Source organism: Aromatoleum sp. (assembly GCF_036675785.1).
Classification (GTDB): Bacteria; Pseudomonadota; Gammaproteobacteria; order Burkholderiales; family Rhodocyclaceae; genus Aromatoleum.
The window spans coordinates 128,280-151,705 of record NZ_JAKFEF010000077.1 but is presented as its reverse complement, the minus strand read 5'-3'; the positions used below and the strand labels follow the sequence as shown (position 1 = coordinate 151,705).

The following is a 23,426-nucleotide window of genomic DNA, read 5'->3' as shown; positions in this document are numbered from 1 at the left end:
GGCGGCGGGGAAACCCTTCCCTCAGCCCCGCCTCCACCTGGGCCGGCCTGCAGCAAGCCATCCAATCCTGCAGATGTGACTAGAATCGGGCTTGGTAGACCAGGAATCCGGGGCCGACCGCGATTACGCTATCGTCGTCAGGCTTCAACGCGAGGTACAGTCCGACGCCAATCAAACCACCGGCTACCGTTGCCCAGGCATCTTTCGGATCGTACTTCTTGTCCAGCTTTTCCTTGCCGACGCCGACCGCTGCGCTCAGCAGGATGCCGGCAACCGGATTCAACTCGCGACTGCCAAAGTATCCGATCGCTGTCCCCACGCCGGCGTGCAATATGTAGTCATAGGGGTGGGGGAGCCAGGGGAGGCCAGCATCTGCATGCCCGCCGTGAAGCAGTCCGCTCAAACCAATTACATATATGCTCATTGGCCGCATGCGTGCCTCCATATCGCGAATCGTCGATCAGCCGCGGCGGAGGCGCAAGGAGACGCCGCCTTGCCACGGCTTGCACCCATCCAATGGATGTCGTCGAGTCCGGCGAAGCGCACGGAAACAGCTCGTGTCGCTTCGTACCGGGACGATTCACAATATACGGATGTGCATAACCCGTTGAAATACGCCGAGCCGAGTAAGGGTTACCGATAGTCGAGAGGGTCGAACGGCCCCGCCCTGCGTCAGGTGCCCGTTCGCAGGACCGCGGATTCGAGCGGCGGGGCGCTTGGGGCCACCGACGGGGCGGACGACGCGAGCGTCCCCAGCGCCGGGTCCGTCGCCACCAGTCGCAACGTCGGCCGCTCGTTTCCCAGGACGACGCGGCCGCCCGAGTAAAAGGACCCCCTAACCTGCGTCATGCGGATCAGATAGTTTCTGAACCGTTCGTAAAGATCCCGGTCGGGCCCGGCGGGGTTCTGCCAGAAGCTCGCCAGTTCGCCTTGATGCGTAAGTCCAGGTAGATCGTACAGGCATCGGCCGAGGGTCTTGACCGGCTTATCGTGAAACATCGCCGATACGCCCGTGGTGCTATTGACGAGCACCGCACCCCGGGCATTCTTGAGCAGGGTCGGCAGGTGCAGGTCATGTACGTAATGGACGCGTCCGCCTACGCCCGAGGCCGCCGCCGTCTGCACGATCTGCCGACCATAATGACGATGCCCACGGTCCATCGGGTGGTGCTTGAAGACGAGATGCGCATCCGGCGGCGCCTCGCGTGCAAAGGATTCGAGCACCGTCCCGATCATCGCGCGGACCGAACGAAAATCGCTGTGAGACCGTATCTGGCTGTCGTTGAACACCTGCAGCGGGACCAGGAAATACTTCCCCGCAAGGTCGTTCGTCAGGCGGGCACCGAGAGAGCGCTCGGTGAATCGGTAGATGAGCTTCCGCATGCCGGAGCGCAGCCAGTACAGGCCTTCCGGGTACAGATCAAACGGCTTGTGATGACGATAGTTGGGGTATTGCCTCCGTCCGAGGCGACCGGCGAGGTAATACATGAACGCGTACCGCGCCATACGCGAGAACCGGGTCCGCTTTTTCTTCACTTTTTCCGGAAGCGGTACGAGCCGCAGGTCCGCATCCGAACAAGGCAGCATCGAGTTCGCATTCACTCCGTTCGGTTCGAACGTCACGAAATTGGGCCGAATGTAACCTTCCTCGAACACGAACACCGGGACGGCCTTCATCCGCGCGCGAAGGATTGCGGAACGATGGTACGGGCGGCAATCACCGAACAACACGATCGCGTCGATCTTCCGCTCGACCAATACGCGGTCGACAAAATGGGGCCAATGGTCAGGTTGTTCGCTGTAGTCAATCGAGCCAGGTTGTCGGTAGAACCAGGCGTCTCCGGCGTTCAGATTGATCTTGCTGACGAAACGGCCCTGCTCGACCAGAAAGCGCGCGAGGTGATCGAAGAACGGGCCTACCGGCCCCTGCAGCAGCAAAATGTTCCGGCTGCCGCCGAGCCGTTCGAGAATTGCCGTGCCATCCATCCGCGTCTACACCCCGTTCGCCTGTAATTCTTCCCGAACGTAAAGGCGGTCAACTTCGCGTTCGTTCCGCGCCCCCGCTCCTTCAGGTAGAACGACCCACCCGACACCGTCATCGAGGAACCACATCGACATTCGCAGGTACGCGAATCCGATAACCTTTCGGTATTTTTTTAAGTCAGGGAAGCAAGGGCAACGGAATATACACGGGGAATGGTAAATGTGTTGCCAAATATTGCCGCAAACAGGCTCAAAAAGCCCCACACGGCTCAGGGAGGTGACGCAGGCGCCCGGGCGGGGCCGTCACCGGTCTGTCGTTTCGGTTGCTACCGCGACGCCATGTACGTGCGATGCGAGTTCGCGGAGACCGCGCCGCACCGCCTCGGCCGGCGCCACGCCGTATCGCACCTGCACCCCGCGCACCCACTCGGCATGCACCATGCGCACCTCGACCGGGACGCTCGGAATTCCGAGCACCGTCGCGATCGCGGCGCGATGCTTGCCTCCCGGCAGGCAATAGATCCGGCCCAGTGGACCGATCGCGATGCCGATGTCGCGCTCGCCCGCCTCGGTTCGGTAGCGTCGCACCTCGGATTCGGCGGCGGGCCCGGTCGTGAGCTCGCGCGCATCGCGTAGCGGAAGCACGCCGCGCTGCCGGATGGAACGAAACAGGCCCAGGTAACGTTCGAAATACGCGTCGAGAAGCGCCTCCGACGAAAGGGCAACCTTGTTCCGGCGAATCGGCCGTCCCGCGTCGATCGCCTTTTTGTAATTGCGGTACGACGGGGTGGACTTGTAATCGAGATCGAGACGCGACAACTCCGCTGCCTCCCGCATCACCCCGGTCTTGGAGAACGGGTATGAGATCGCGTCCCAGCCGCCGAGCCCAAGGAAATAGTCACCGACATGGATTACCTGGCGGCCGCACTGCACCCAGTCCGCGAGCCGTTGTCCCAGCAGCGTCGTCGGCAGTTCGAGACAAAGACGCTCGCGAAAGCCTTCCAGTGCATACGGCAGCGGAACCGCAAACGCGCTTCCGGCACCGGAAGCCGCGGCGGATTTCAGCGCCCGGTCCAGCATCCATTCCGTCGCCGCCCTGCCGCCGACGACCCGACTCAGCGCGACGTGCCCCCACCTTCGCGCGACCCGCGACCAACCGTCGACGGCCGCGCGCTCCGAGCGCTGCAAGGCCCGGCACTCCGCGGCGAGCGGAATCTTTTCCGGCGCGCTCACGCGAACGCCTTCCGGCAGCCACAAGCCCTCATCGCATACCCGCGGCAAGCAGCTCTTCCGGAGACCTCGCTCCCCCGTCGTAGGCTTTCATTAGCGCAAAGGCGGTCGCAACGTAGCGGTTGAATCGCCCGACCTGCACCTCGGCCGCTTCATGTTCTCCCCGACCCAACAGCGCCTTTCGCCTTCGGACTCTTGTCCTCGCCATCCTCAACGCCGACGAAACGAGGAAGTAGTGGGAATGCGCGGCCCAGTCCTCGCTGATGTCAACGGCGCATTCCGACAGATAGCGCTCGAGAAATTCGGACCGGTACTTCGCGTTCCTGCCACCGAAAAACCGGAACAGCGCCGCGGCCAGCTCGAACCCGGCGTGGTCGAAGGCCGCGAGCTCGTAGTCGATCAGGCAGATTTCCGGCGAATCGTCGCGGACCAGGATGTTCTTCGCGAGAAGATCGCCGTGGATCAGGTGAAAGCTGTTCAACCGCCGCAGGAAGAGGCCGTGCTCGTGCAACCAGCCCAGCATTTCTTGTCTCGCTGCCACGTCATGCACGTCCGTGCACTCCAGCGCCGCACGAACATCGCGGTCGACCTTGCCCACGAGACTCTCGAAAGGCCGTCCGTACGCGAATAGCGCCCCCGGCTTGCCCGCCTTGATCGAATGCAGCCGCGCAAGCGAAACGGCGAAGGAAGAAACCAACTCGGCATTCAGCCGAGACGGCTGCAGGATTGCGCCCACCTCATAGCTCGCGACGAGCCAGCACCCGCGTTGCCGTATAAGGTCGCGCCACCGCGCCCTCGCGAAACGATGCCGCTGCATCGGAATGCCCCTGCTCTCCGCCTCGCGCAACAACGACGCCAACCTGCGCGCGAACCACGGCACGGGGAAGCGATACAGGACGTGTGTCTCGTCGGAAACCGAGACGATGCGCTTCTCGAAAAAGAGCCGCTTCGTCCGATGAATGACTTCCGCCTCTTCATCAAGCAGCCTAGCAATGATGCTAGAGTCCGTCAGCGAACCGCTTGGACTGTTCACGCCCGCCTCACCCTCGCCCACCCCTGCAACACCCACCGCAACGCCTTGCGCCACGCCGGCATGCCGCTCGGCCCCTGCTCCCGCCACGCCAGCAACTCATCCAGCGCGCGCTCCGGCGTCGTGAAGCGTCCGGTCGTGCGGCTCACATAAGTCGGATAAAGGATCAGCGCCGCCGCCAGCAGCTCGTCGAGCGCCAGCCGGCGGGCTCGACGCGGAGCCGGAGTCAGGTCCGTCGTCAGGCCCCAGCCGGCGTAGAACGGCAGGCCGTAACAGGTCACCGATTTGCCGCGCATCAGCGCCTCGAAACCGGCGAGCGACGTCAGCACATGCACTTCATCCACCTTCGGCAGCAGCTCACCCATGCCAACGTCGATCACGACCTCGTCGCACCACGACAGCGCCTGATCTTCCCGCTCCCCCTTGCCCCGTAGCCCGGCGAGCACGTCCGGATGCGGCTTGTAGACGATCCACGCGTCCGGATTCACCCGCCGGACCGCCTGCAGCAAGCCCATGTTCGTGCGGATCTCGCCCGCGCCATACCGAATGGACGCGTCCGTCTCGACCTGGCCCGGCACCAGAACCACGCGGGCGGCGGCCGACGGTCTCGACCAGCCCGCCGCGCCGACGTTGTACTTCGTCAATCCGGCGCCGACGATGCGATCCCGCAGCCGGCGGGCGCGCGCGAGCATTTTGTCGTCGAACGCGGCGGTCTGCAGCAAGTGCTCGAGGTCGGACGGCGCGGTGCCGTCGTAATAGATGCCGCGTCCGTCCGTCACCCACGAAAGCGGCCGAATGAGATCGGCGCCGAGGCCCACCGAACGGAGAAAACCGTCCTCGAGACGCAGCACCCGCAGGTCCGCACCGCAAGGGCCGACATCCTTCCTGCCCCACACAGCAAGCGTTCCACCCGCCGGCACCTCGTCCGCGCGACGGACGAAGCGCACTTCGCTGCCCTGCAGAAAATCCCGGACGATCGGCTTTTTCCAGCGCGAAAAGCCCAACGCATGCACCACCGCCGGAAAGCGCTCGCGCATCCGGCGCTGCAGCGCCATCCATTCGATCAGCCGCTCGACCTCGCAGCGCTTGCCGGTTTCCGGATCGATGTAGCGCGGGTAGTCGACGAGCGCCGCATGCACCAGCTGTTCGAGCGTCGCCCGCCCCCGCCGCTCCGGCGCCGGCAGCTCGTCGCGCGTCAATCCCCAGCCGGCATAGAACGGCATGCCGAACGTGCGCACCGGCTTGCCCCACAGCAAACCCTCGAACCCCATCTGCGACGTGACGACATACACCGCCTGCGCCTGTTCGATCAGCCGCACGGGATGGGCGTCCTCCGCCAACACCTGCACCCGCGCCATCCGCGACAACGCCGCAACGTCGAAATGCCCGCGCTTGCGTCCGGCGAACACGTCCGGATGAATCTTCACCAGCACAGTGCTGGCCGGATTTTCCTCGAGCGCGGCCTGCAGCATGCGCTGGAAATGCTCCGGACCCGCCAAGCCATACTGCAGCGACGCGTCCCCGAACGTCTGGTCCACGACCAACACGTATCGCTCCGGCAGCTCACCGGCGTACTCGCGCAGATGGTTGTACTTGGAAACACGCCCTGCCCGCCATAACGTTGTCAACTCCGCGGCGCGAACGGCTTCACGCTCCTCAAGCGGGCGGCGAACCAGCGATTCAAGACATGACGTTGACGTCGAGTCGTAGTACACACCTTGGTCGTCCAGCACCAGCGAAAGTGGTGGGTCCTGGTCACCAAGGCCCACCGAGCGCAAAAAACCGTCTTCAACCCGCCACACCGAAATGCCGTGGCGGGCAGCATAGGCCTCCGCCACGAGAGCACTCGGCTTGCGTCCCCATGCAAGCACGCCACTGATAGCAAACGGGTCCGGCCGCCGGGACATCAGTAGCTCAACGTCCGCGAGCAAGGCGGGTAGCGAAGCCACCCGCTGCACGCCGCGCGTCAGAACAGCCAGCCGGCACGGGGGGGAGATCGAGACCATCGTCGCGCCAGCCTGCCTCATTCTCTTCCCAGTCCCCGTTGCGCCGCGCACCCGTCCTTGCTCGCCGCTACACTCGCAACAGACTCCTCGACATACTCGATCGGGACCCGCAACGCTTGCGGCACCGGAAAGGGCCGAGCCCTGGCGGCTGCCAGGGGCTCGGCAGGAAGGTAAGGCCGCCGCCCGTGCGCCAGCGCCTCGATATGCCAGTGCGACCACGCTTCCCAGTAGGCTAATCGCTCGGGCGAGATTCCAGTCTCGGAGTAACCGGTGGACGTCGCAGTCATCAGGGAGTCCGGCCGGTGGCTGGCCAGCGCCAGCGGTTGTCTGATCTTCCTGATCGCCCGTGGACCGAACACCACCCGTAGTCGGGCAAGAAGCTCGCTGTCGGCGCCCGTTCGCACGCAGTCCCAAGCACCCGCTTCGCGCAGCACGCGTTCCCGCCGAAAGAGGAGTGAGGACGGGTTCAAGCGCATCAGCGGGTGCACCGCCCGCGCATAAAACGCTCCATCGTCCTGAATGCGCACCAAGTTCGACACAGTGCCTACCAGACGCTCGTCCGACAACAGCGGCGCGACCTGCCGAGCGATCTTCACGGGATGCGACCAGTCATCCGAGTCGTGACAGGTGACAAACTCGCCTCGCGCCTGCGACAACCCAATGAGCTTAGCGGCATAGGTGCCGACGTTGCGATCCAGTGCCACAAAACGCAGCCGCGAATCACGCTGGGCCAAGTCCCGAACCAGCTTGGGTGTGTCGTCGCCACTGGCATCGTCCACCACGACTAGTTCCAGCTGACGATAGCTTTGTAGGAGCACGGACTCGATGGCCGGAAGGACCCGCGGACCAGTCCGGAAGGTGGTCATCAATACCGTCACCAAAGGCCCTTCCTGCGGTGCAGGCGGCTCCTTCACTGCGATGTTTACCGGCGACGGCGCATGGGCCACATGGATTAAGCGCAGAGCCGATACGCCGTGCGATCCGAGAAAGGCATTAAGACGCTGCAGCTGCTCGCCGGGGGTTCCGCCAAAGGCGTTTGTACGCAGCAACTGCAGCTCGGGCTTGGCCACGACCGTATCCGGTGACAGCGAGTCAAGTAGTTGTCGCGCTTCCTCGACCTGCCCGCTTCTCAGCAGCAGGCCACACAGCAAGGCGGGCGAGATCCGTGGGCTGTCTTGCGCCAGCTGCAAGGCTTGATCAGGACGAAAGGGCGCGAGATCGCTGGCGAGCTGCTCAAGGTGAGCGTCTGCGCCCGGGCAACGCAGGTATACCGCCACGGCCTCGCGCGCCTCGTCAACTTTGCCGCAGGCGGCATACGACACCGCCTTCGCCAATAGCCCCCACCATCCCAGTCGAATAGGCCGGGCCGCCACCACCGAAGCGTACATTCCCAGCCGATACATCGCCGAAAGCGCCCGCGGCGACAACGGCCCGGCGCAGTCATGATGCGCGAGCGCGTGCGCCAAGCGGTCCTTCCGGTAATGCCACCAAAACCGCAACTGGTTCGGGGCGCGCTTAGTTGCAGACATCCAAAAACACCCGAGCGGCACGCGCGCGAGAATCGAGACTCTCTTCAAAGGCGCCACACGTTATAGCCGGCAGCCCGCAACGCCTCGGCGTCAAAGAACGCCTTGACGTCGATAAACGTACCGCCGGGCAGCAGCTTGGCTCCCAACTCCTCCACCGTCAGTTGGCCATACTCGCGATGCGCGACGGCTGCCACCAAAGCATCGCCGGGAAGCAATTCCTCCCACGGGATGAGCGTTACGCCATATTCGTGCATGGCCTCCTCGGAATCCGCGTGCGGATCGGTCACGCTTACATTAATGCCATAGCTCTGGAGCTCACGGATGATTTCAATCACCTTGCTGTTGCGCAAATCGGCACAATTCTCCTTGAAGGTCAGCCCCAACACGTTGACACGCGCGCCCCTAATGGCGCAACCGGCGGCAATCATTTGCTTCACGGTCCGCTCAGCAATGTACTTGCCCATCCCATCGTTGATGCGGCGCCCGGCCAGGATCACCTGAGGGTGGTAACCCAACATCTCCGCCTTGTGGGTCAGGTAGTAGGGGTCCACGCCGATACAGTGCCCCCCGACCAGACCGGGCTTGAACTTCAGGAAGTTCCACTTTGTGCCAGCAGCTTCCAGCACCTCGGTAGTGTCGATGTCCAACTTGTCGAAGATGACGGCCAATTCATTCATCAGCGCGATATTCAGATCGCGCTGGGTGTTCTCGATGACCTTGGCGGCCTCGGCGACCCTGATCGAGCTAGCGCGATAAACACCCGGCTCAATAATCCGCTCATACAATGCAGCCACATTCTCCAACGTCTCGGGCGAGTCGCCCGCGACGATCTTTAAGATCTTTGTGAGCGTGCGGTCGCGATCACCCGGGTTGATGCGCTCGGGGCTGTACCCGACAAAAAAATCCTGCTTCCACTTGAGCCCTGACTCGCGCTCCAGCACCGGAATGCAAATCTCCTCAGTGGCGCCGGGGTACACCGTGGACTCGAAAACAACAATCGCGCCCTTCTTCATATTGCGGCCCACAGTCAACGAGGCTCCAACCAGCGGACTGAAATCCGGCATATTCGATTCATCCACCGGAGTGGGCACCGCCACGATAATGAGGTCAGCTTCAGCGAGCTCGGCAGGATCATCCGTGTAGACCGCATGCACGCCAGCACGCACTTGGTCGTCCGTCAGCTCACGAGAGGGATCCACACGGCGGCGACAACACTCTACCTTTTGCCTAGAAACGTCAAAGCCGATAGTTTTCAGTTGCTTGCCAAGCTCAACAACCAGGGGAAGCCCCACATAACCCAACCCGATTACCGCCGCGCACTTAATGTTCACAAGGCCACCTTAAAGCGGCGCCCTACGCCGCACAAAAAGATTAGATGAGAAAAGAAATCGACTCGAAAGCAGCGTCATTCACGCGTTAACTACTCAATCCTGCCCAGCGCCACTTGCTCGCCAGGGCCACCAATACAGTGCATTAGACGCAGATATGACAGTCATGGGCGACGGTCCGCCACTCTGGAGCCCACGACTCGAGTTCAACTAGAGTCTCCAGAACGTTCCCCATCTCAGCTCGCGTAATCGCGCTGGATCGAACTCCCACCAACGCAGATCTAAAAGCCGTTGAGCAATATCGCCGGAAAAGCGGTAACGTATAACACGCGCTGGAACCCCGCCCACGATCGCAAAATCTGGTACATCCCGGTTCACGACTGCGCCGGCTGCGATTACCGCGCCATGCCCGACGGTGACGCCCGAAAGTACAATCGCCCGATCACCGATCCACACGTCGTTTCCAACCTTCACTCGAATTCTCTTGACTGGGTCGGCGAGTTTCATCGTCGAACGTTCAGTAAAATGCCCAAAAAAGGGGCTGGTCGACAACGCCTCCAATTCATGATGCCCTGTTCCAATCGTAACGTCGCGCCCAATCGAGCAGTATCGACCGATCTCCACTCCGGAACGCACGAACCCTCCGTTCATATATGAGTGCATTCCAAAGCGAACGCCCGGATGAATATCACAGGCCCCGAGTGAAACTTTCGGTTCGAAGCGAAAGGGGGACCGCGGTATGCGACCCAACGTTACCTCCAACCCGAGGCTCTTCAATTCAGACTCTCGACTCATATACAGAGGACCAGAAGTTGACACCAGTACGCTCGAGTTATCCGCTCTTCGCATCCAGTGGAAAGAACACCGACACCGCAGAGACGATCGGCGATTCGGCAAATAATCGATAATCGCGGAGCGCTCACCCTGGTCGGTCAGCTCACCAATCCTGCCACGAGCTGACGGTGAATCGCGGCCGAAGCGTATTGAATATGCAAGCTTTTCGCCCTATGCCGCCCAGCTGCGCCAAATCGCGCCCACAAAGTTGGATCTGTATAGAGTGCCTTGCAGGTTTTCCCAAACTCGTCCGGCGTTCTCACCTGAATACCACAGCTCGATAGAACCTCCGTATGCGCGTGAATCATTGGACGATAAACGACAGGAACTCCGAGTCCGGCCGATTCCACAGGTATCATCTCAAATGTGGCATGAGGTGTGAGACACGAAACAATTCGCCTCCGAGCAAGCCATGCTTCCCATTCAGGCCCGCTCGCATACGGCACCACCTCGAGGCCAAGATCCCTGTCGATTTTCCCGCCGTATTGCCGAACCGCGTAAAGACACACGCCCGGAAGCTCCCGACGTACCGCAGATATCCATTCCTCGATGTCACCACCGACCAAGTTACGATTAAGAAGCTTCTGAAGATCCCCGAGAAAAATTCCAGAGGTTTCCTCAAAATCAGCTTCTAGTGACAAGTCAAAATCGATTGTCTTCGGTATGCAGATCAAGCTCTCCTTTACAGAACTGAAGTCCGGATAATCAGCAGCTCCGTACGTAAACACGCATGCCTTTACACGACCCTTGAACTGTTCTTGCCATACTTCGAGCTTTTTTGCGATCCAATCGGTTCGAGAGTCGATGAGATTAAACGATAAGTTCACGTAGACTTGCTTTCCACGGTGAGCTGCATGTTCCATCAGAGCCTCGACCGGCTCAAAATCTGGACGTTCCGGGTCTCCCGGGTAGATCCAAACGATCTTGGCTTCCTTGATAGATGCGAAAATATTCGTCCTATCCTGGTCAATCTCGACAGGAATTACCCTATGGCCCAAACTCCGAAGTGCATCAAGGATTAAGTGACCTGACTTAAGAATGCCGCCCTTTTTCCATCTATCCTTGTTCAACCGACCTACGTACGCCACGGTAGGAGTAGGACGCTCGAAAGCCAAGGGCGGAAGCACAGCTGACCAGTTGTTGTGCGCGATTACTAGTTCATTTTGAAGAGCACGAGTATCCGCCTTCGATCCGGTCTTTTGCATCGATTCCCGGTGAATTGGTTTGTCATCCGGAATTTCCAGAGGAAGCGCCTCACCCGCGTCATGCTTAATTGCGACAAACGGCACACCTTGCCGCTGGCCCAAGAGCGCAAAATAGACGTCAGCCATATTTGAGGTCTCGAAGTCGGAACGACGGACCTCAATGGAACTTGAATGGAACGCGGTGCAACCCGTTCCGAGCACGTGAACGGCAATATCCTCAGGGCGCCCCGACCTGAATGAGAACACTCGTCGAGACTCATTTGAGTAGTAGTCCTTGAATGGCGCCTTAATGAGCGAGCCATGCCAACCGACAATCGCCTTACGCCCGTACCGTTCGATAGCGTCAATACAATGCGCGACGTAATACGGGGGGTATGCAATATCATCGTCACACGAGAAAAAATAGCCGTCAAAGCCCTCTACGCCGTAGAACTTCCCTCTATCGCCAATATCACCCTTCCCGTGTATCACGGTAATCTTGTCGCGATGGAGAAAATCGGGCACTTCGCTGTAATCGTTTAGATAAACGAATATCTCATCCGCCTGGTCGTAGAGACAGGCGATGACATACGATAGGGCAGTTCGACGCACTTCGATCGACGCTATGCCTATGCGAACCCGCTCCCTTCGTACCTCAGCAACTGACGAGGAAGGAGGCTTGACCCCTATCATTAAGGCAGAAGGAGCGCTATCAACTTCCATTTGTCTCGATCTGCTTTCACCGCCCGCCAGAGCAGCCACTCGAGAGTGCAGCTTCTTGAAGTCGTCAATATCCCGCTTTACGCGACACTCCGTTCGTTGCTCAAAGTCGTTCCACGTCTCGTACCGACTGACCCATCCTCTAGTTGCCCTATTGAGTAGGGTCAACAGCTTTCCAACGACTGCGCGGGGCCCCTTCGTATAGAGCGAATGAAGTCTGCGGGAGAGGATTCGCGCGCGGGTACGCTCGGTTTGAACAGCAACGAGTAAACGTGCGATCTCTGTTTCTAGCTCCTGAACCTTGTCTGCTCCGTGTTCCAACCTCCCCGTCCGCTGCCGGATTTCCTCGAGTGATGCGTTGAAGACGCGATTTGCTTTACTCAGGTCCTGCCGGACTGCGCTGATCAAGCTTTCAGTGACAGAATCAAGAACGTTCTCTTGATTCTCAAGCACCAAGGCGAGCTCATCTGCGCCGCTTGAGGCGGCACTCTTGATGAGTTCGGCCTGACGGACGAATAGGTCTTTGATGGCTTGCTCGTGAGTCGTCAATTCCTGACGACGGGTTTTATCAAGCTCCGACAAGCGCTCGTTCTGTTGATCTTGTTTCTCAAGCAAGATGCCCATTCGATCGCTGACGCCTTCCAGCGCGAGGACACCACAGTCGAGTCGATGCTGGTGTCCCTCGAGCGCGCGCAGCACTTGATTCCCGCTTTCTTTCAGGGTTTCGCTCAGCGCGACTGCCTGTTCGGAAAGCAGGTCTCTGAATGTCTCTTCCTGTTTCGCGCCGTGCTTGGTGAGGTACTCGCCCAGATCGACCACGCGAGCGTGCAGTTCCTCGTGACGCTGCAGCAAAGTGGTCTGGTCGGTCCCGAGGTCTCCCAATCGGCGCGCGTCACCTTCCAGCAGTTCCCGCTGTCCGTCAAGCGCACGTACTACGTCGTCACGAGCCCCCTTAAAGACATCATCTATTACACGGGCCTGGTCTGCGAACAGCCCCTTGAGCAGATCATCCTGACCAACCAAGTGACTCGAAAGGGCCTTCCCTGCTTCAACGATCTCCTCCGTCTTGCGCCAAAGCCGGTCCAACTGCCCTTGAACCCGTCGCCGAACATCCTCGACGTCATTCCTGACCAAATAGGTGAGAAACCTAGAGAACCGACTCCACTCCTCAACCGGCACGAAAAATACTGTTGGCGTCTTCCCTTTTTGTCCTATTGGACAATAGTCGTAGCCACCGAGAACTGAACTGACTTCCAAGTACGCAGAGTGCGTTTGCACCTCAACAACAAGCAACGGCCGATTCATTCGAATCAGACGTTCCGCACCGCGCAACACGGCGACTTCGTATCCCTCGACATCTATCTTGATCGCCGCGACCTGTACGCCTTCTGGAACAACGCTGTCAAGCGTCGCCATGGTCACCGCACCAGAAGGCGAAGGAGTGAAACGGGACGCCCCCATGTTCCCTGGACGCTCTACCATTACTCCGCGCTGATCCTGATCCCCAAGCGCGACATTAAAGGTCTTAACGCGCTGTTCGAGACGATTAAGCTGGATATTTCTGCATAGTATTTCGTACGCAGCTGCCAGCGGCTCAAATGAGTAGACTTCTCTGTCCAGAAACGCGGCGCAATACACACTGTGGTTGCCAATATTTGCGCCTACGTCGCATATGATTCCCTCTGACAGTGGAAGACGGCCGAGCTCCTGCAATAGATCGAGCTCATAGAACGCCCCGTTTTCCGCGATCTGCCGCTGGATGTAGTCATTTCTATCTGGCAGATCCATCACGACGGACCTATTATCAACATTTATCGGAAAGAGAGCATTCTCAATTTTCATATCATGACCTTCGCCCGAAAGCCCCATGTGAAAAACTATCTCGGACCAGCAGCCCAGTTAAATGCTGGCAAGAACGGAACTTGCACCCGGCGTTCCGCCATCCAGCCCTGATTGAGCACCCGATAAGAGCTGCGGACCATTGTTGCTAGAGACCGAAAACAACCTTCGCGCTAACCGCGATCTGATAAATGATCTGCGTCATGTCCTTCCAGATCTGGCGGGACTTGACCTCGACCTTCGGCAGCACCAGCACTTCGTCGCCGGCGCGGAGCGACGCGGCCTCGCCGCCGCGGTCGAAGCTGCCGTCGCGGTGGGCGACGACGACGCGGGAGTTGTCAGCACTCTGGGTGTAGCCGCCGGCCTTGCCGATGTAGTCGTCGAGCGCGAGTTGCTGGTCGAAGGCGATCGCGTTCGGGAACATGACTTCGCCATTCACGAGGACGAGGCCGTCGCGGGTGGGGATCTTGAGGATGTCGCCGTTTTCGAGGAGCAGAGTGTCGCGGTCGGTCGCCTGGGCGATGAGGACCTGCCCGGTCGGCTCGATGGTCTTCGCACGCTCGACCCATTGGAGGATCAGTTCGGCTTCTTCCTTGCGCAGGCGCGCTTCGTCGCTGGTGCCGCTGCGGGCCGTGAGGACGGTGGATTCGAGGCTCTTGAGGGCGGTGGCGAGCATCGCCTTCTGGCGCTCGCGCACGCTGCGGCGGAAGAGCTGGATGCTTTGGGTCTCCGATCGCTCGGAAAACTCGATCCGTCCGACGAGGTCGCCGATGCGGGCGCCGTAGGGCAGGACGTATTCCTGCGCGCTCTGGTGTTCGCCTTCGACGCGGACGGTGATCGTGCCGGGCTTCTTGTCGGCGGTGAATTCGACTTCGTCGCCGTTGCCGATCGTCACGCCGTTCGATTCGGCCAGGGCGTAGTACTCGACGTTGCGGACCGTGCCGGTGTTGCGCACGACGCGGACGTGGGTGGCCTGGGCCTTCGGTTTCGCGAGGCGGGCGAGATCGCTGACGGCGAGCTGCGGCGCGGCGAATTCGAAGCGCTTGGAATTGTCGGCGAGACCGCTGACGAGCGCGGTGTTCTGGCGCGGCGGCACGAAGATCACGTCGCCGTCTGCGAGTTGCAGCAGCGGGATGCGGCCCGCGAGCAGGAAGTCGTACAGATTGACCGTCGCGCGGACGCGTTCGCCGCGCTTCACCTGGACGTGCAGGAAGCTGCCGCGCTCGGGGTCGATGCCGCCGGCCTGGTCCAGGTAATGGAGCAGGCTGTCCATGCTGGTGCCGTTATAGAGCCCGGCGCGATTGACGAAGCCGCCGACGAAGACGCGGACCGGCTGCGCGGCAGCGAGGCTCGCATAGCTCGACACGTTGGCGCGGAAGACGCGGCGGGCCGCAGCTTCGACGACGCGCTGAAGGTCCTTGTTGGCCACCCCCAGCACCTTGACTGGGCCGACGTGCGGCAGGAAGACGTTGCCCTGTGGGTCGACGACGAGGACGTCGTCGAAGGTGTACGCGCCCCACAGGCGCACCTGGATGCGGTCACCGGTCGTGATGAGGTAATCCGGATTGAACTGGATCGCCCCTTCGCGCGCGAAAGTGCCGGCGAAGAGATTGGCGCCGAAGACGTCGCTGGCGAGGTTCGCGGAATAATCGACTTGCCGTTGCGGCTCGGCCTCCAGTTGCGGCACTGCGGCTTGGGCTGGGACAGGCGCGGGGACAGTGGCTGCGGCGGGTCTGTTGGGCATTGCGGAAGCGCCGCCGTTCAGACCCAGGCTCTGGCTGACACCCAGCGGATCGGCTGCGAACGCCCCTGCGGCGGCGAGGGATGCAACGGACAGGACGGTAGAGAGAACGAAACGGCGCATGGATCAGTCCTTGTGGTCGCGGATGATGGCGGCGATGAGATGCACGACGCCTGCGAGCAGCAGCGCGACCAGCACGAAAACGACGATGTTGTAGAAGCGGCGGGGCTCGAGCGGATATTCCGGGACGGTCGGGCTTTGCAGCACCGATACCTTCTTGAGCGTGCGAGTGGCCTCGATCCGGCCCTTTTCCAGCGCGACGAGCGCGGTGCGGTAGACGTCCTGTGCAAATTCGGCATTCAGCTGCAGGCGCTGGAACGCTTCCACGGTGCGGTTGAGCGCCTTGCCTTTCGGTGCCGCGAGACGGCCCTGCTCCTGCGTGATCTGCTTTTCGAGCGCGTCGATCTGCATGTCGACTTCGATCACGCCCGGCGCCTGCGGCGCGAGGTAGCCGACCAGCGCGGTGCGTCGGGTGCGCAGTTCGGTAAGCTGCGCTTCCAGTTGGTTGATGACCGCAGCGAGGCTTTCGGCCGTGCCCTGCGGCGAAACCAGGCCATTCTCGTTTTGAAACGCGAGGACTGCCTGGCGCGCCTCGATGGCGCGCTCGCTCATCTGGCCGACTTGCCGCTCCAGGAAGCTCACCTGCTCGTGCGCGAGTCCATGGGCCATCTCGTTCATCGTGCGCTCGCCCTCTTCGACGAGCATCGCGGAAATCGCATGCGCCGTTTCGGGGTCGTAGCCCTGCGCGCGGATGACGAGCACGCCGACGTAGTCATCGAACTCGACGCTGACGCGGGACAGATAGTGGCGGTGGAAGCGTTCCAGCGAGGTTTCCGCGGACCACATGCGCGACAGGATGTCACGGCTGCGGTCGCTGTAATGGGCGCGCAGCTTGAGCCTGGCGTCGAGCTTGTTGAGCATGTCGACGGACAGCAGGTGATCGCGCAGCAGCAGCTGCTCGGCGCGTGCGCCATTGCCGACGCCGGCGAGCAGCGAGCCGAAATCCATGCTCTGGCCACCGGCAAGGTCGGTGCGCTGGATGATGACGCGCGCCTCGGACACGTAGCGGTCGGAGGCGACAAAGCTCCAATACACAACAGCGAGCAGACAGGCGACGAACGCGACGCCGAAAGTGCGTTGGCGCAGCAGGCGCGGGGTGAGCAGGCCGTCGGCCCACTCGGCGAAACGGCTCATAAGCCGAGCCGCGCGGGATTGCTTGATGCGGTCGATCATGCGGAGATACTTTCCTTGTAGTTTTTGAGCGCGTCGCCGATGTCGTCGAACCAGTACGCGCGCCCTTCGTGCAACCAGATACCGGCGCTGCAGAACTGCCTGAGCGTGCTCTCGCCGTGCGAAACCATGATCAGACCAGCGCGGTCAGTGAGTTTCTTGAACGCATCGGCGGCCTTCTTCTTGAATGCGGCGTCGCCGGCGGCGGTGACTTCGTCCGAGATATAGACGTCGAAATCGAACGCGAGCGAGAGCGCGAACTGCAGGCGCGACTTCATGCCCGACGAGTAGGTGCGGACGGGTTCGTCGAACGCGTCGCCGAGTTGCGCGAAGTCCTGGACGTAGGCGATGCGGTCCGCGAGGTCGTCCTCGTGGCCGTGGATGCGGCAGACGAATTTGGCGTTCTGGCGTCCCGTGAGGGTGCCGTGCGTGCCGCCGCCATACCCCATCGGCCAGGAAACGCGGCAGTTGCGCTCGATGCGCCCGCGCGTCGGCGTATCGACCCCGCCGATCAGGCGCAGCAGCGTCGACTTGCCCGCGCCGTTGCGCCCGACGAGGCCGACGTTCACTTTCGGCGGGATCGTGAAGCTCACGCCCTGCAAGACCCACTTCCCCGGACCGTGATCGGTCTGATAGCGCTTATGCACGTCTTCGACGAGGATCATTGCGCCCTGAGCCTCACCGCATAGCGAACCTGCAAACTGAGGCCCAGAAAGATGGTGGTCAGCGCAAAACCGTAGAGGTAGCCGAAACTTGCCTCCGGCGCCGCGTGGTAGAGGGGGAAGAACGCGCCGCGCGCCAGCTCGAGGCCGTGGGCGAACGGGTTATAGAAGAGGATTTCGCGGTACTGCGGCGGGACGAGAGACACCGGGAACATCACGCCGGAGAGAAAGTAGAGCGGCGTGAACAGCAGCCGGGCGACCTTGCCGAGTTCGGGGACAAGCTCGGACGCGACCGACAGGATCAGCCCCAGGCCAAGCCCGCACAGGCAAAGTCCGGCAAAACCGGCGAGTGCGCCGAGCGGATCGTGCGGAACGACCTGAAAGCCGAAGAGCCCCGCGCCGACCAGCAGCAGCATCGCGACGATGACGCCGAGAAACGCTTCGAGGGCGGCCCGTACCAGCACCGCATCGACGGGTATGACTTGGCGGTACGCAAACAGGGCCTCGTTGGCGTTGATCGCTTCCATGCCACGCGAGTAGATGTTGCGCGCGGTGAAGAAACTCGAAAGTCCGACGAGCAGCCAGACGGCGGCCTCGGCGCCGGGCACGACGCGCATCCGCACGAGGGTGAACAACACCAGAATGAATGCGACGTGGACGACCGGTTCAAACAGCAGCCACGCCCACGCGGCGCGGCCCGACGAGATGCGGGAGACGGCTTCGCGAAGAAAAAGCGCCTTCCAGACGGAGAGCGTAACGGCCGAAGCGGAACGGACGGTGCCGGACATGAATCTGTTGCTCGTGTTGCTACCTTCCTGCGCATCCTCCTGGTTTCATGACGCAGGAAAACTCGAGAAGCAGCCAATCGCAAAAACCATCATGACGAAGAATTGCCCTCCGCCCTGACGAAACGTAACGAATTGTAATGAGCGGAGGAAACTAATTCGAGGAAAGATGTCACGCGCGAGCGCCATTTTCCAAATGGCATTGGGTGCGATAGCACGATCGGCAGCGGTTGCCGATGCGGCGCGACGTGAATGCGCCAGGAATGGTGCGAGGGAAGAGACTCGAACTCTCACGCCTTTCGGCGCTGGAACCTAAATCCAGTGCGTCTACCAATTCCGCCACCCTCGCGAGGTGGCCGCCGTTGCGGCGGCGGGCGGATTATACATGGGCGTCGGGGGGCTGTTTTGCGAATTCAGGGCTCGCCGTTCCGGCCCGACCGCATGTCCCGCCGGGCGTCCTTTGGCTCCGCTCGGACCTACATCCGCAGGCGCTCCGCGTACCCCGTCATTTCAAGATAGCCCCGTCCGATCTCGCGGCCGTTTTCGAGGAGCCTCACCGCGCCTTCCCAATACACCGCGCCGGTCGAGCGGCGGCTATCGAGTTCCTGGTCGTCCATCAGCGGCGCAAGTTGCAGGCGGCGGCCGTCGATACGGAGGTCCCATTCGACGGGATATTCGCTGCCGGTGCGCGGCGAGCGCCAGCGCCGGCCAGGGAGAAATTCGACTTCGTGCGGTGCGAGGGCTCGCGGCTCGCCGCTGGAGGAAGCGATCGTTCCGGCAGTCCACAGCGCGCGTCCCTCGGCGTCGCGCATCCGGAACGCCATCAGTGAGCCGCCATCGTGCAGGTTGATGCCGATCCAGTCCCAGCCGCGCGCGCCTTCCGGCAGCGTTTCGGTCGACCATTCGTGATCGAGCCACGCGCGGCCGCGGACCTTCTGCGCCTTTCCGCGCAACGTCAGCGTGCCGTCGACTTCGAGCTGCGGGCGACTGTAGTAATAGCTCGCGTGCTTCGGGTCTGGCGCCTTGCGGCTGAAGCCATGGTCGCCATTGAGCACCGGCGGGCCGGGTGGGACGAAGCGCAGGCCGAAATCGAATTCCTCCGCGTCGACGCGGGCCTCGTACCGCCCGTCGCGCCATTCGAGCGCCCAGTCCCCCACCCACGCGCGCGTGCGCCCGGTCTCGGTACCTGCCAGCGGATCGAGCGCACGCTCGGCGCGCTCGGCATGCAGCAGGCGGCCCTCGGCCGGGTCGGCGAGCGCCGCATGCGCGAGGATCAGTTGGCGCGGCGCGAAACGGCTCGGATTCCGATCGCCGATCCGCGTGCGCACGCGGAAGAACGTGACCTGGAAACCGCGCTCGACTCCATCCTCGTCCTCGAGCCAGCCGGTGACGTACCACCATTCGTTGCGGAAACCGGGGTGCGCGCCGGTGTCGGCCGGGAATTCGAGCACGCGCCCTTCGACGACGGGCGGATAGGGCGTAGGGTCGTCGGCAAGCGCGACGGTGGCCGCGATCGTCAGAGCGGCAACCCCCGCGAGGAAGCGTGCGCCGACCGGTCGCGGCCGGCCGACGCGGACCTTCCTTGCCTCGTGCCAGTCCCGCCGACGCCATTGCATCAGCAGCCCCGCCCTTTTGTCGTCACGTCGAAAATCGCTCCTGCCCGAAAGTCTCCCATCACCAATCCTCCCGCACGGCAAGCACCGCAGACTGGCGCATCGCGTGGCGGCCGGCGAGCCGCGCGGCGAACGCCGCGAGCAGGACAAGCGCGACCGCAAACGCGGCGAGCGCCGCCACCGGGACGCGCAGATCCATGCTCCAGTGAAAACTCTGGCGGTTGACCACTTCGACGAGCACCAGCGCGATCGCGCCGCCCGAGGCGAGGCCGACGATGACGCCGACGGCGGCGCTCAGCGCGCCTTCGAGCGCGAGCAGGCGGCCGATTTCGGCGCGCGTGACGCCGAGATGGCGGAGCATGCCGAACTCCTTGCGCCGCGCGGTCGCGAGCGCGGCGAAGCTCGTGCTGATGCCGAACAGGCCGATCAGGACCGCGACGGCTTCCATCGCGTAGGTGACGAGGAAGGTGCGGTCGAAGATCGCCAGCGTTCGCGTGCGGATCGCACCCGGCGTCTGGATTTCAATCGTGCGGGCATCCAGCGCGCTTACGAGGGCGGCGCTGACGTCCGCGGGCCGCGCGTCGGCGGCGAGGTGAATCGCGACGTCATTCGTGCGCTCGTCGCCGGTCAGCGCGCGATAGTCGGCGAGCTCGATGACGACCGCGCCGTTCTGGCGCGCGTAATCGCGCCAGATGCCGGCGACGCGAAACGGACGCTCGCGGCTCCCGAGCGGCAACGTGAGCGGGTCGCCGACACGCAGCCCGAAAAGATCCGCCATTGCTTCGGAGATCCAAGCGGAACGGTCCCCGCTTCGTTCTGGCTCTGGAGCGATTGCGCCCGCGACGAGCGGAATCCGCGCGCCATCCGCGACGGGCCGCGCGATAAGCGTCACCGGCAAGTGCGCGTCGTCGAGGCGCAGCGTGTCGAAGCGCACCGGCTGCGCTTGCGCGATGCCGGGGATTTCCCCGATGCGGGCGACAGTCTGCGGGGTCAGGAATCCGCTCGCACCCGACGGCGACGCCCGCAGGTAGAGATCCGCGGGCAGCACTTTCGACAGCCAGTCGTCGACCGAGCCGCGGAACGAGCTGACCATTATCGCCATCGCGGCGGCGAGCGCGACGCTCGCAACCACCCCTGCGGCGGCCACGACCGCCTGCCCCGGCGCCGCGGCGAGCCGGGCGAACCCGAGGCGGACGAGGAATCCGCGGCGCTCGTGCCGGACCGCCATCACGAGCCGGACGACGCCGGGGAGCACGAGCACCGCGCCGGCGAGGATCAGCGCAATCGCCGCGTAGCCGAATACCGGCACGGCGCCGACCGGCGGCGCGAGGCACGACACTGCGGCGAGCGCGAGGCACGCGAGCGCGGCGTGCCAGCGCGGGCGGCTGCGGAAAACTTCGGCTTCGTCGCCCGCGTGCAGCGCGCGGGCCGGCATTAGCCTCGCCGCTTCGCGCGCGGGCATCGCCGCGCCGGCGAGTCCGGCGACGACGCCGAGGCCGAGGTACGCGGCGCTCGCAAGCGGCTCGAAGCGCAGTTGCGGACGGACGCCCTCGAAGTAGCCGGCGCCGAGGTCACCGCCGACGACAGCCACCGCCAGCGCGCCCAACGCATAGCCGAGCGCGACACCGAACACGCCGCCGACGAGGCCGAGCACGCCGCCCTCGGCAAGCAGGCCCCCCAGCATCGCGCGGCGGTCGAGGCCGAGCGCGCGCAGGAACGCGAGCTCCTGGCGCCGCCGCACGACGGACAGCAACTGCGTCGAAAAGACGAGGAATCCGCCGGTGAGAAGCGCGATCGCCGCAAGCATCGTGAGGTTCACGCGATATGCGCGCGATAGCCCGGCCGCCTGCGACTCCGTCGCTTCGGGCGCGAGCAGCTCTACGCCCGGAGGCAGTACCCCGCGCAGCGCGGCCTGTGCCCGGCGCGGATCGGTTCCCGGCACCAGCCTCAGGTCGACGCGGGTGATCCGGCCGACGCGCTCGAACACGTGCTGCGCCGCGGCGATGTCCATCACCGCGAGCCGCTGTCCCACGCCCGCGGCGGGCACGCTCCCGGCGACGCGCAACACCTCTTCGCGCGTCCCGACCTGCACCGCGAGCGTCTGTCCTGGTCCGAGTGCCAGCGCGGCCCGTGCCGCCGGGCTCAGGAACAGCGCATCGGCCGCGAGCGCTGCAAACGGCGTCGCGCCTCGGTCCGGGCCCGCCGCCTCTGCGTCCGCGCCGTCCCCGTCCCCGTCCCCGTTCGCGTCCCCGTTCGCGTCCCCGTACGCGTCCCGGTTCGCGTCCCGGTTCGCCTCTCCGTCCGCGCCGCCGTCGGCCGCCGCCGGCGCGGGCGTCTGCGCCGCGGGCATCAGCGCCGATTGCATCGCTGCGGCGCGGAACACGTCGATGCCGAAGATCCGCAGCGTGTCCTCCCGCCCGGGCAGCCGCACCTCGATTTCCAGTATCGGGCTCGCCTCGGCGATTTCCGGGCGCTGCGCGAGCGAGACGTAAAGGTCGTCGCCGAAACCATCCCGCGGGCCGAGCACCTGCAGGTCCGCCTCGCCGGAGACGAGCCGCATCCCGCGTCCGAACTCGTCGAGCGCCGCGGTATGGATCAGCTGCACCGCGAGCCCGAGCGCGACCCCGAGCGCGATCGCGACGAGCGACAGCGCGGTCGCGAGCCGCCGGCGCCCGAGGCTCGCGAGAAAGATCCGCGCGAGCGCCGGATTCATCGCGCGAGCGCCTCGGCGTCGAGTCCGTCCGCGGTCAGGCGCAGGATCCGGTCAGTCCGGGCGGCGGCGGTGCGCGAATGCGTCACGATGATCCCGCTCGCCCCGGCGCTGCGAATGCAGTCGAGCAGCAGGTCGAGGATTTCGCCCGCGCGCTGGGGGTCGAGATTGCCGGTCGGCTCGTCGGCGAGGACCAGCGCCGGCTCATGGACGAGCGCCCGCGCGATCGCGACGCGCTGCAGCTCCCCGCCCGAGAGGTGTCGCGGCCAGTCGCCGCCGCGGCCGGCGAGGCCGACGCGGGCGAGCATCGCTGTCGCCCGCTGCCGCGCCTCGCGATTGGGACGGTCGAGCAGCCACAGCGGCAGCGCGACGTTCTGCATGACGGTCAGATGCGGCAGGACGTGGAACGCCTGGAAGACGAAGCCGTAGCGATGCCGACGCAGTCGCGCGAAGGCGTCGTCGTCGAGCTCCGTCAGTTCGACGCCGTCGAGCCGGATGCTTCCGTGGTCGACCGGCTCGAGCCCGGCGATGCAGTTCAGCAACGTCGATTTCCCGACTCCGGATTCGCCCATGATCGCGACGCATTCGCCGGCCGAAAGCGTCAGCGCGACGTCGCTGAAAAGCGGCCGCGGCGCGGTCGTGCCGAAGCCTTTCCCGAGTTCTCGTAACGCAAGCATGTTCAGGAGCCCACGAAATCAGAAATGCGTCAGCTTTCACCCAAATTGGGTAGCCGCAAAGTCCAAATGCCCACGACAGGGAATTGACACCCTGCAATGCAAATGGAACTCTCATGCCAAAAGGGAGCCGTAATGCAGCATCGAACAATAGCAGCAACGATAAGTCGAACGTCACCCATCCGTGAGTCCAGTTCGGTCGGAGCCGGAAAGGTGCGGAACGATCCCCCTTCGTCGCCGCTCATCGCCGCGCAGCCAATCCTCCCGC

General features: G+C 63.2%; 16 protein-coding genes and 1 tRNA gene. All 17 read right to left on the bottom strand.

Annotation, left to right across the window (positions count from 1 at the left end; translation table 11 throughout):
• Positions 1 to 79: 79 nt before the first annotated feature.
• A complete protein-coding gene (locus V6M37_RS16995) occupies positions 80 to 424 on the bottom strand; it encodes a hypothetical protein (RefSeq protein ID WP_332675317.1) in 345 nt (114 codons plus the stop codon).
• A 248-nt stretch (positions 425 to 672) separates the two neighbouring features.
• Positions 673 to 1,986, bottom strand: a complete 1,314-nt coding sequence (locus V6M37_RS16990) for a capsule biosynthesis protein (RefSeq protein WP_332675315.1) — start codon at positions 1,984 to 1,986, stop codon at positions 673 to 675.
• Between the two features lie 300 nt (positions 1,987 to 2,286).
• The gene (locus tag V6M37_RS16985; protein ID WP_332675314.1) at positions 2,287 to 3,216 is read right to left on the bottom strand and encodes a hypothetical protein; all 930 of its coding nucleotides are present in this window, start codon (positions 3,214 to 3,216) and stop codon (positions 2,287 to 2,289) included.
• A gap of 28 nt (positions 3,217 to 3,244) precedes the next feature.
• Positions 3,245 to 4,300, bottom strand: a complete 1,056-nt coding sequence (locus V6M37_RS16980; RefSeq protein ID WP_332675312.1) for a phosphotransferase family protein — start codon at positions 4,298 to 4,300, stop codon at positions 3,245 to 3,247.
• Positions 4,243 to 6,249 (bottom strand): capsular polysaccharide biosynthesis protein, encoded by a 2,007-nt coding sequence (locus V6M37_RS16975; RefSeq protein ID WP_332675310.1) that lies wholly within the window; start codon positions 6,247 to 6,249, stop codon positions 4,243 to 4,245. The genes V6M37_RS16980 and V6M37_RS16975 overlap by 58 nt, the downstream gene beginning before the upstream one ends.
• Before the next feature lie 17 nt (positions 6,250 to 6,266).
• Positions 6,267 to 7,778 (bottom strand): glycosyltransferase family 2 protein, encoded by a 1,512-nt coding sequence (locus V6M37_RS16970; RefSeq protein ID WP_332675308.1) that lies wholly within the window; start codon positions 7,776 to 7,778, stop codon positions 6,267 to 6,269.
• Between the two features lie 44 nt (positions 7,779 to 7,822).
• Complete coding sequence (locus V6M37_RS16965) at positions 7,823 to 9,103, bottom strand: nucleotide sugar dehydrogenase (RefSeq protein ID WP_332675399.1); 1,281 nt, start codon at positions 9,101 to 9,103, stop codon at positions 7,823 to 7,825.
• Positions 9,104 to 9,316: 213 nt separating this feature from the next.
• Complete coding sequence (locus tag V6M37_RS16960; RefSeq protein ID WP_332675306.1) at positions 9,317 to 9,757, bottom strand: CatB-related O-acetyltransferase; 441 nt, start codon at positions 9,755 to 9,757, stop codon at positions 9,317 to 9,319.
• A gap of 281 nt (positions 9,758 to 10,038) precedes the next feature.
• On the bottom strand, positions 10,039 to 13,686 hold the full coding sequence (locus V6M37_RS16955) for an FkbM family methyltransferase (RefSeq protein WP_332675304.1): 3,648 nt from the start codon (positions 13,684 to 13,686) through the stop codon (positions 10,039 to 10,041).
• Positions 13,687 to 13,831: 145 nt separating this feature from the next.
• Positions 13,832 to 15,427 (bottom strand): polysaccharide biosynthesis/export family protein, encoded by a 1,596-nt coding sequence (locus V6M37_RS16950; protein WP_332675302.1) that lies wholly within the window; start codon positions 15,425 to 15,427, stop codon positions 13,832 to 13,834.
• Positions 15,428 to 15,550: 123 nt separating this feature from the next.
• Entirely contained in the window at positions 15,551 to 16,717 is a 1,167-nt protein-coding gene (locus tag V6M37_RS16945) for a hypothetical protein (protein ID WP_332675300.1), read from the bottom strand.
• Positions 16,714 to 17,379, bottom strand: coding sequence for an ABC transporter ATP-binding protein (locus V6M37_RS16940; protein ID WP_332675298.1), 666 nt, complete (start codon positions 17,377 to 17,379; stop codon positions 16,714 to 16,716). Before V6M37_RS16940 ends, V6M37_RS16945 begins: the two co-directional genes overlap by 4 nt.
• Positions 17,376 to 18,164, bottom strand: a complete 789-nt coding sequence (locus V6M37_RS16935; RefSeq protein WP_332675297.1) for an ABC transporter permease — start codon at positions 18,162 to 18,164, stop codon at positions 17,376 to 17,378. Before V6M37_RS16935 ends, V6M37_RS16940 begins: the two co-directional genes overlap by 4 nt.
• A gap of 261 nt (positions 18,165 to 18,425) precedes the next feature.
• A tRNA-Leu gene (locus V6M37_RS16930) sits at positions 18,426 to 18,510 on the bottom strand.
• Positions 18,511 to 18,637: 127 nt separating this feature from the next.
• Positions 18,638 to 19,777 (bottom strand): lipocalin-like domain-containing protein, encoded by a 1,140-nt coding sequence (locus V6M37_RS16925; protein ID WP_332675296.1) that lies wholly within the window; start codon positions 19,775 to 19,777, stop codon positions 18,638 to 18,640.
• 58 nt (positions 19,778 to 19,835) lie between these two features.
• On the bottom strand, positions 19,836 to 22,487 hold the full coding sequence (locus tag V6M37_RS16920; protein WP_332675294.1) for an FtsX-like permease family protein: 2,652 nt from the start codon (positions 22,485 to 22,487) through the stop codon (positions 19,836 to 19,838).
• Entirely contained in the window at positions 22,484 to 23,161 is a 678-nt protein-coding gene (locus tag V6M37_RS16915) for an ABC transporter ATP-binding protein (protein ID WP_332675292.1), read from the bottom strand. Before V6M37_RS16915 ends, V6M37_RS16920 begins: the two co-directional genes overlap by 4 nt.
• Positions 23,162 to 23,426 lie beyond the last annotated feature (265 nt).

Coding starts and splice junctions, on each gene's coding strand:
- V6M37_RS16995 (WP_332675317.1), bottom strand. CDS start 424: ATGAGCATATATGTAATTGGTTTGAGCGGACTGCTTCACGGCGGGCAT.
- V6M37_RS16990 (WP_332675315.1), bottom strand. CDS start 1,986: ATGGATGGCACGGCAATTCTCGAACGGCTCGGCGGCAGCCGGAACATT.
- V6M37_RS16975 (WP_332675310.1), bottom strand. CDS start 6,249: ATGGTCTCGATCTCCCCCCCGTGCCGGCTGGCTGTTCTGACGCGCGGC.
- V6M37_RS16970 (WP_332675308.1), bottom strand. CDS start 7,778: ATGTCTGCAACTAAGCGCGCCCCGAACCAGTTGCGGTTTTGGTGGCAT.
- V6M37_RS16960 (WP_332675306.1), bottom strand. CDS start 9,757: ATGAACGGAGGGTTCGTGCGTTCCGGAGTGGAGATCGGTCGATACTGC.
- V6M37_RS16955 (WP_332675304.1), bottom strand. CDS start 13,686: ATGAAAATTGAGAATGCTCTCTTTCCGATAAATGTTGATAATAGGTCC.
- V6M37_RS16950 (WP_332675302.1), bottom strand. CDS start 15,427: ATGCCCAACAGACCCGCCGCAGCCACTGTCCCCGCGCCTGTCCCAGCC.
- V6M37_RS16945 (WP_332675300.1), bottom strand. CDS start 16,717: ATGATCGACCGCATCAAGCAATCCCGCGCGGCTCGGCTTATGAGCCGT.
- V6M37_RS16940 (WP_332675298.1), bottom strand. CDS start 17,379: ATGATCCTCGTCGAAGACGTGCATAAGCGCTATCAGACCGATCACGGT.
- V6M37_RS16935 (WP_332675297.1), bottom strand. CDS start 18,164: ATGTCCGGCACCGTCCGTTCCGCTTCGGCCGTTACGCTCTCCGTCTGG.
- V6M37_RS16925 (WP_332675296.1), bottom strand. CDS start 19,777: ATGCAATGGCGTCGGCGGGACTGGCACGAGGCAAGGAAGGTCCGCGTC.
- V6M37_RS16920 (WP_332675294.1), bottom strand. CDS start 22,487: ATGAATCCGGCGCTCGCGCGGATCTTTCTCGCGAGCCTCGGGCGCCGG.
- V6M37_RS16915 (WP_332675292.1), bottom strand. CDS start 23,161: ATGCTTGCGTTACGAGAACTCGGGAAAGGCTTCGGCACGACCGCGCCG.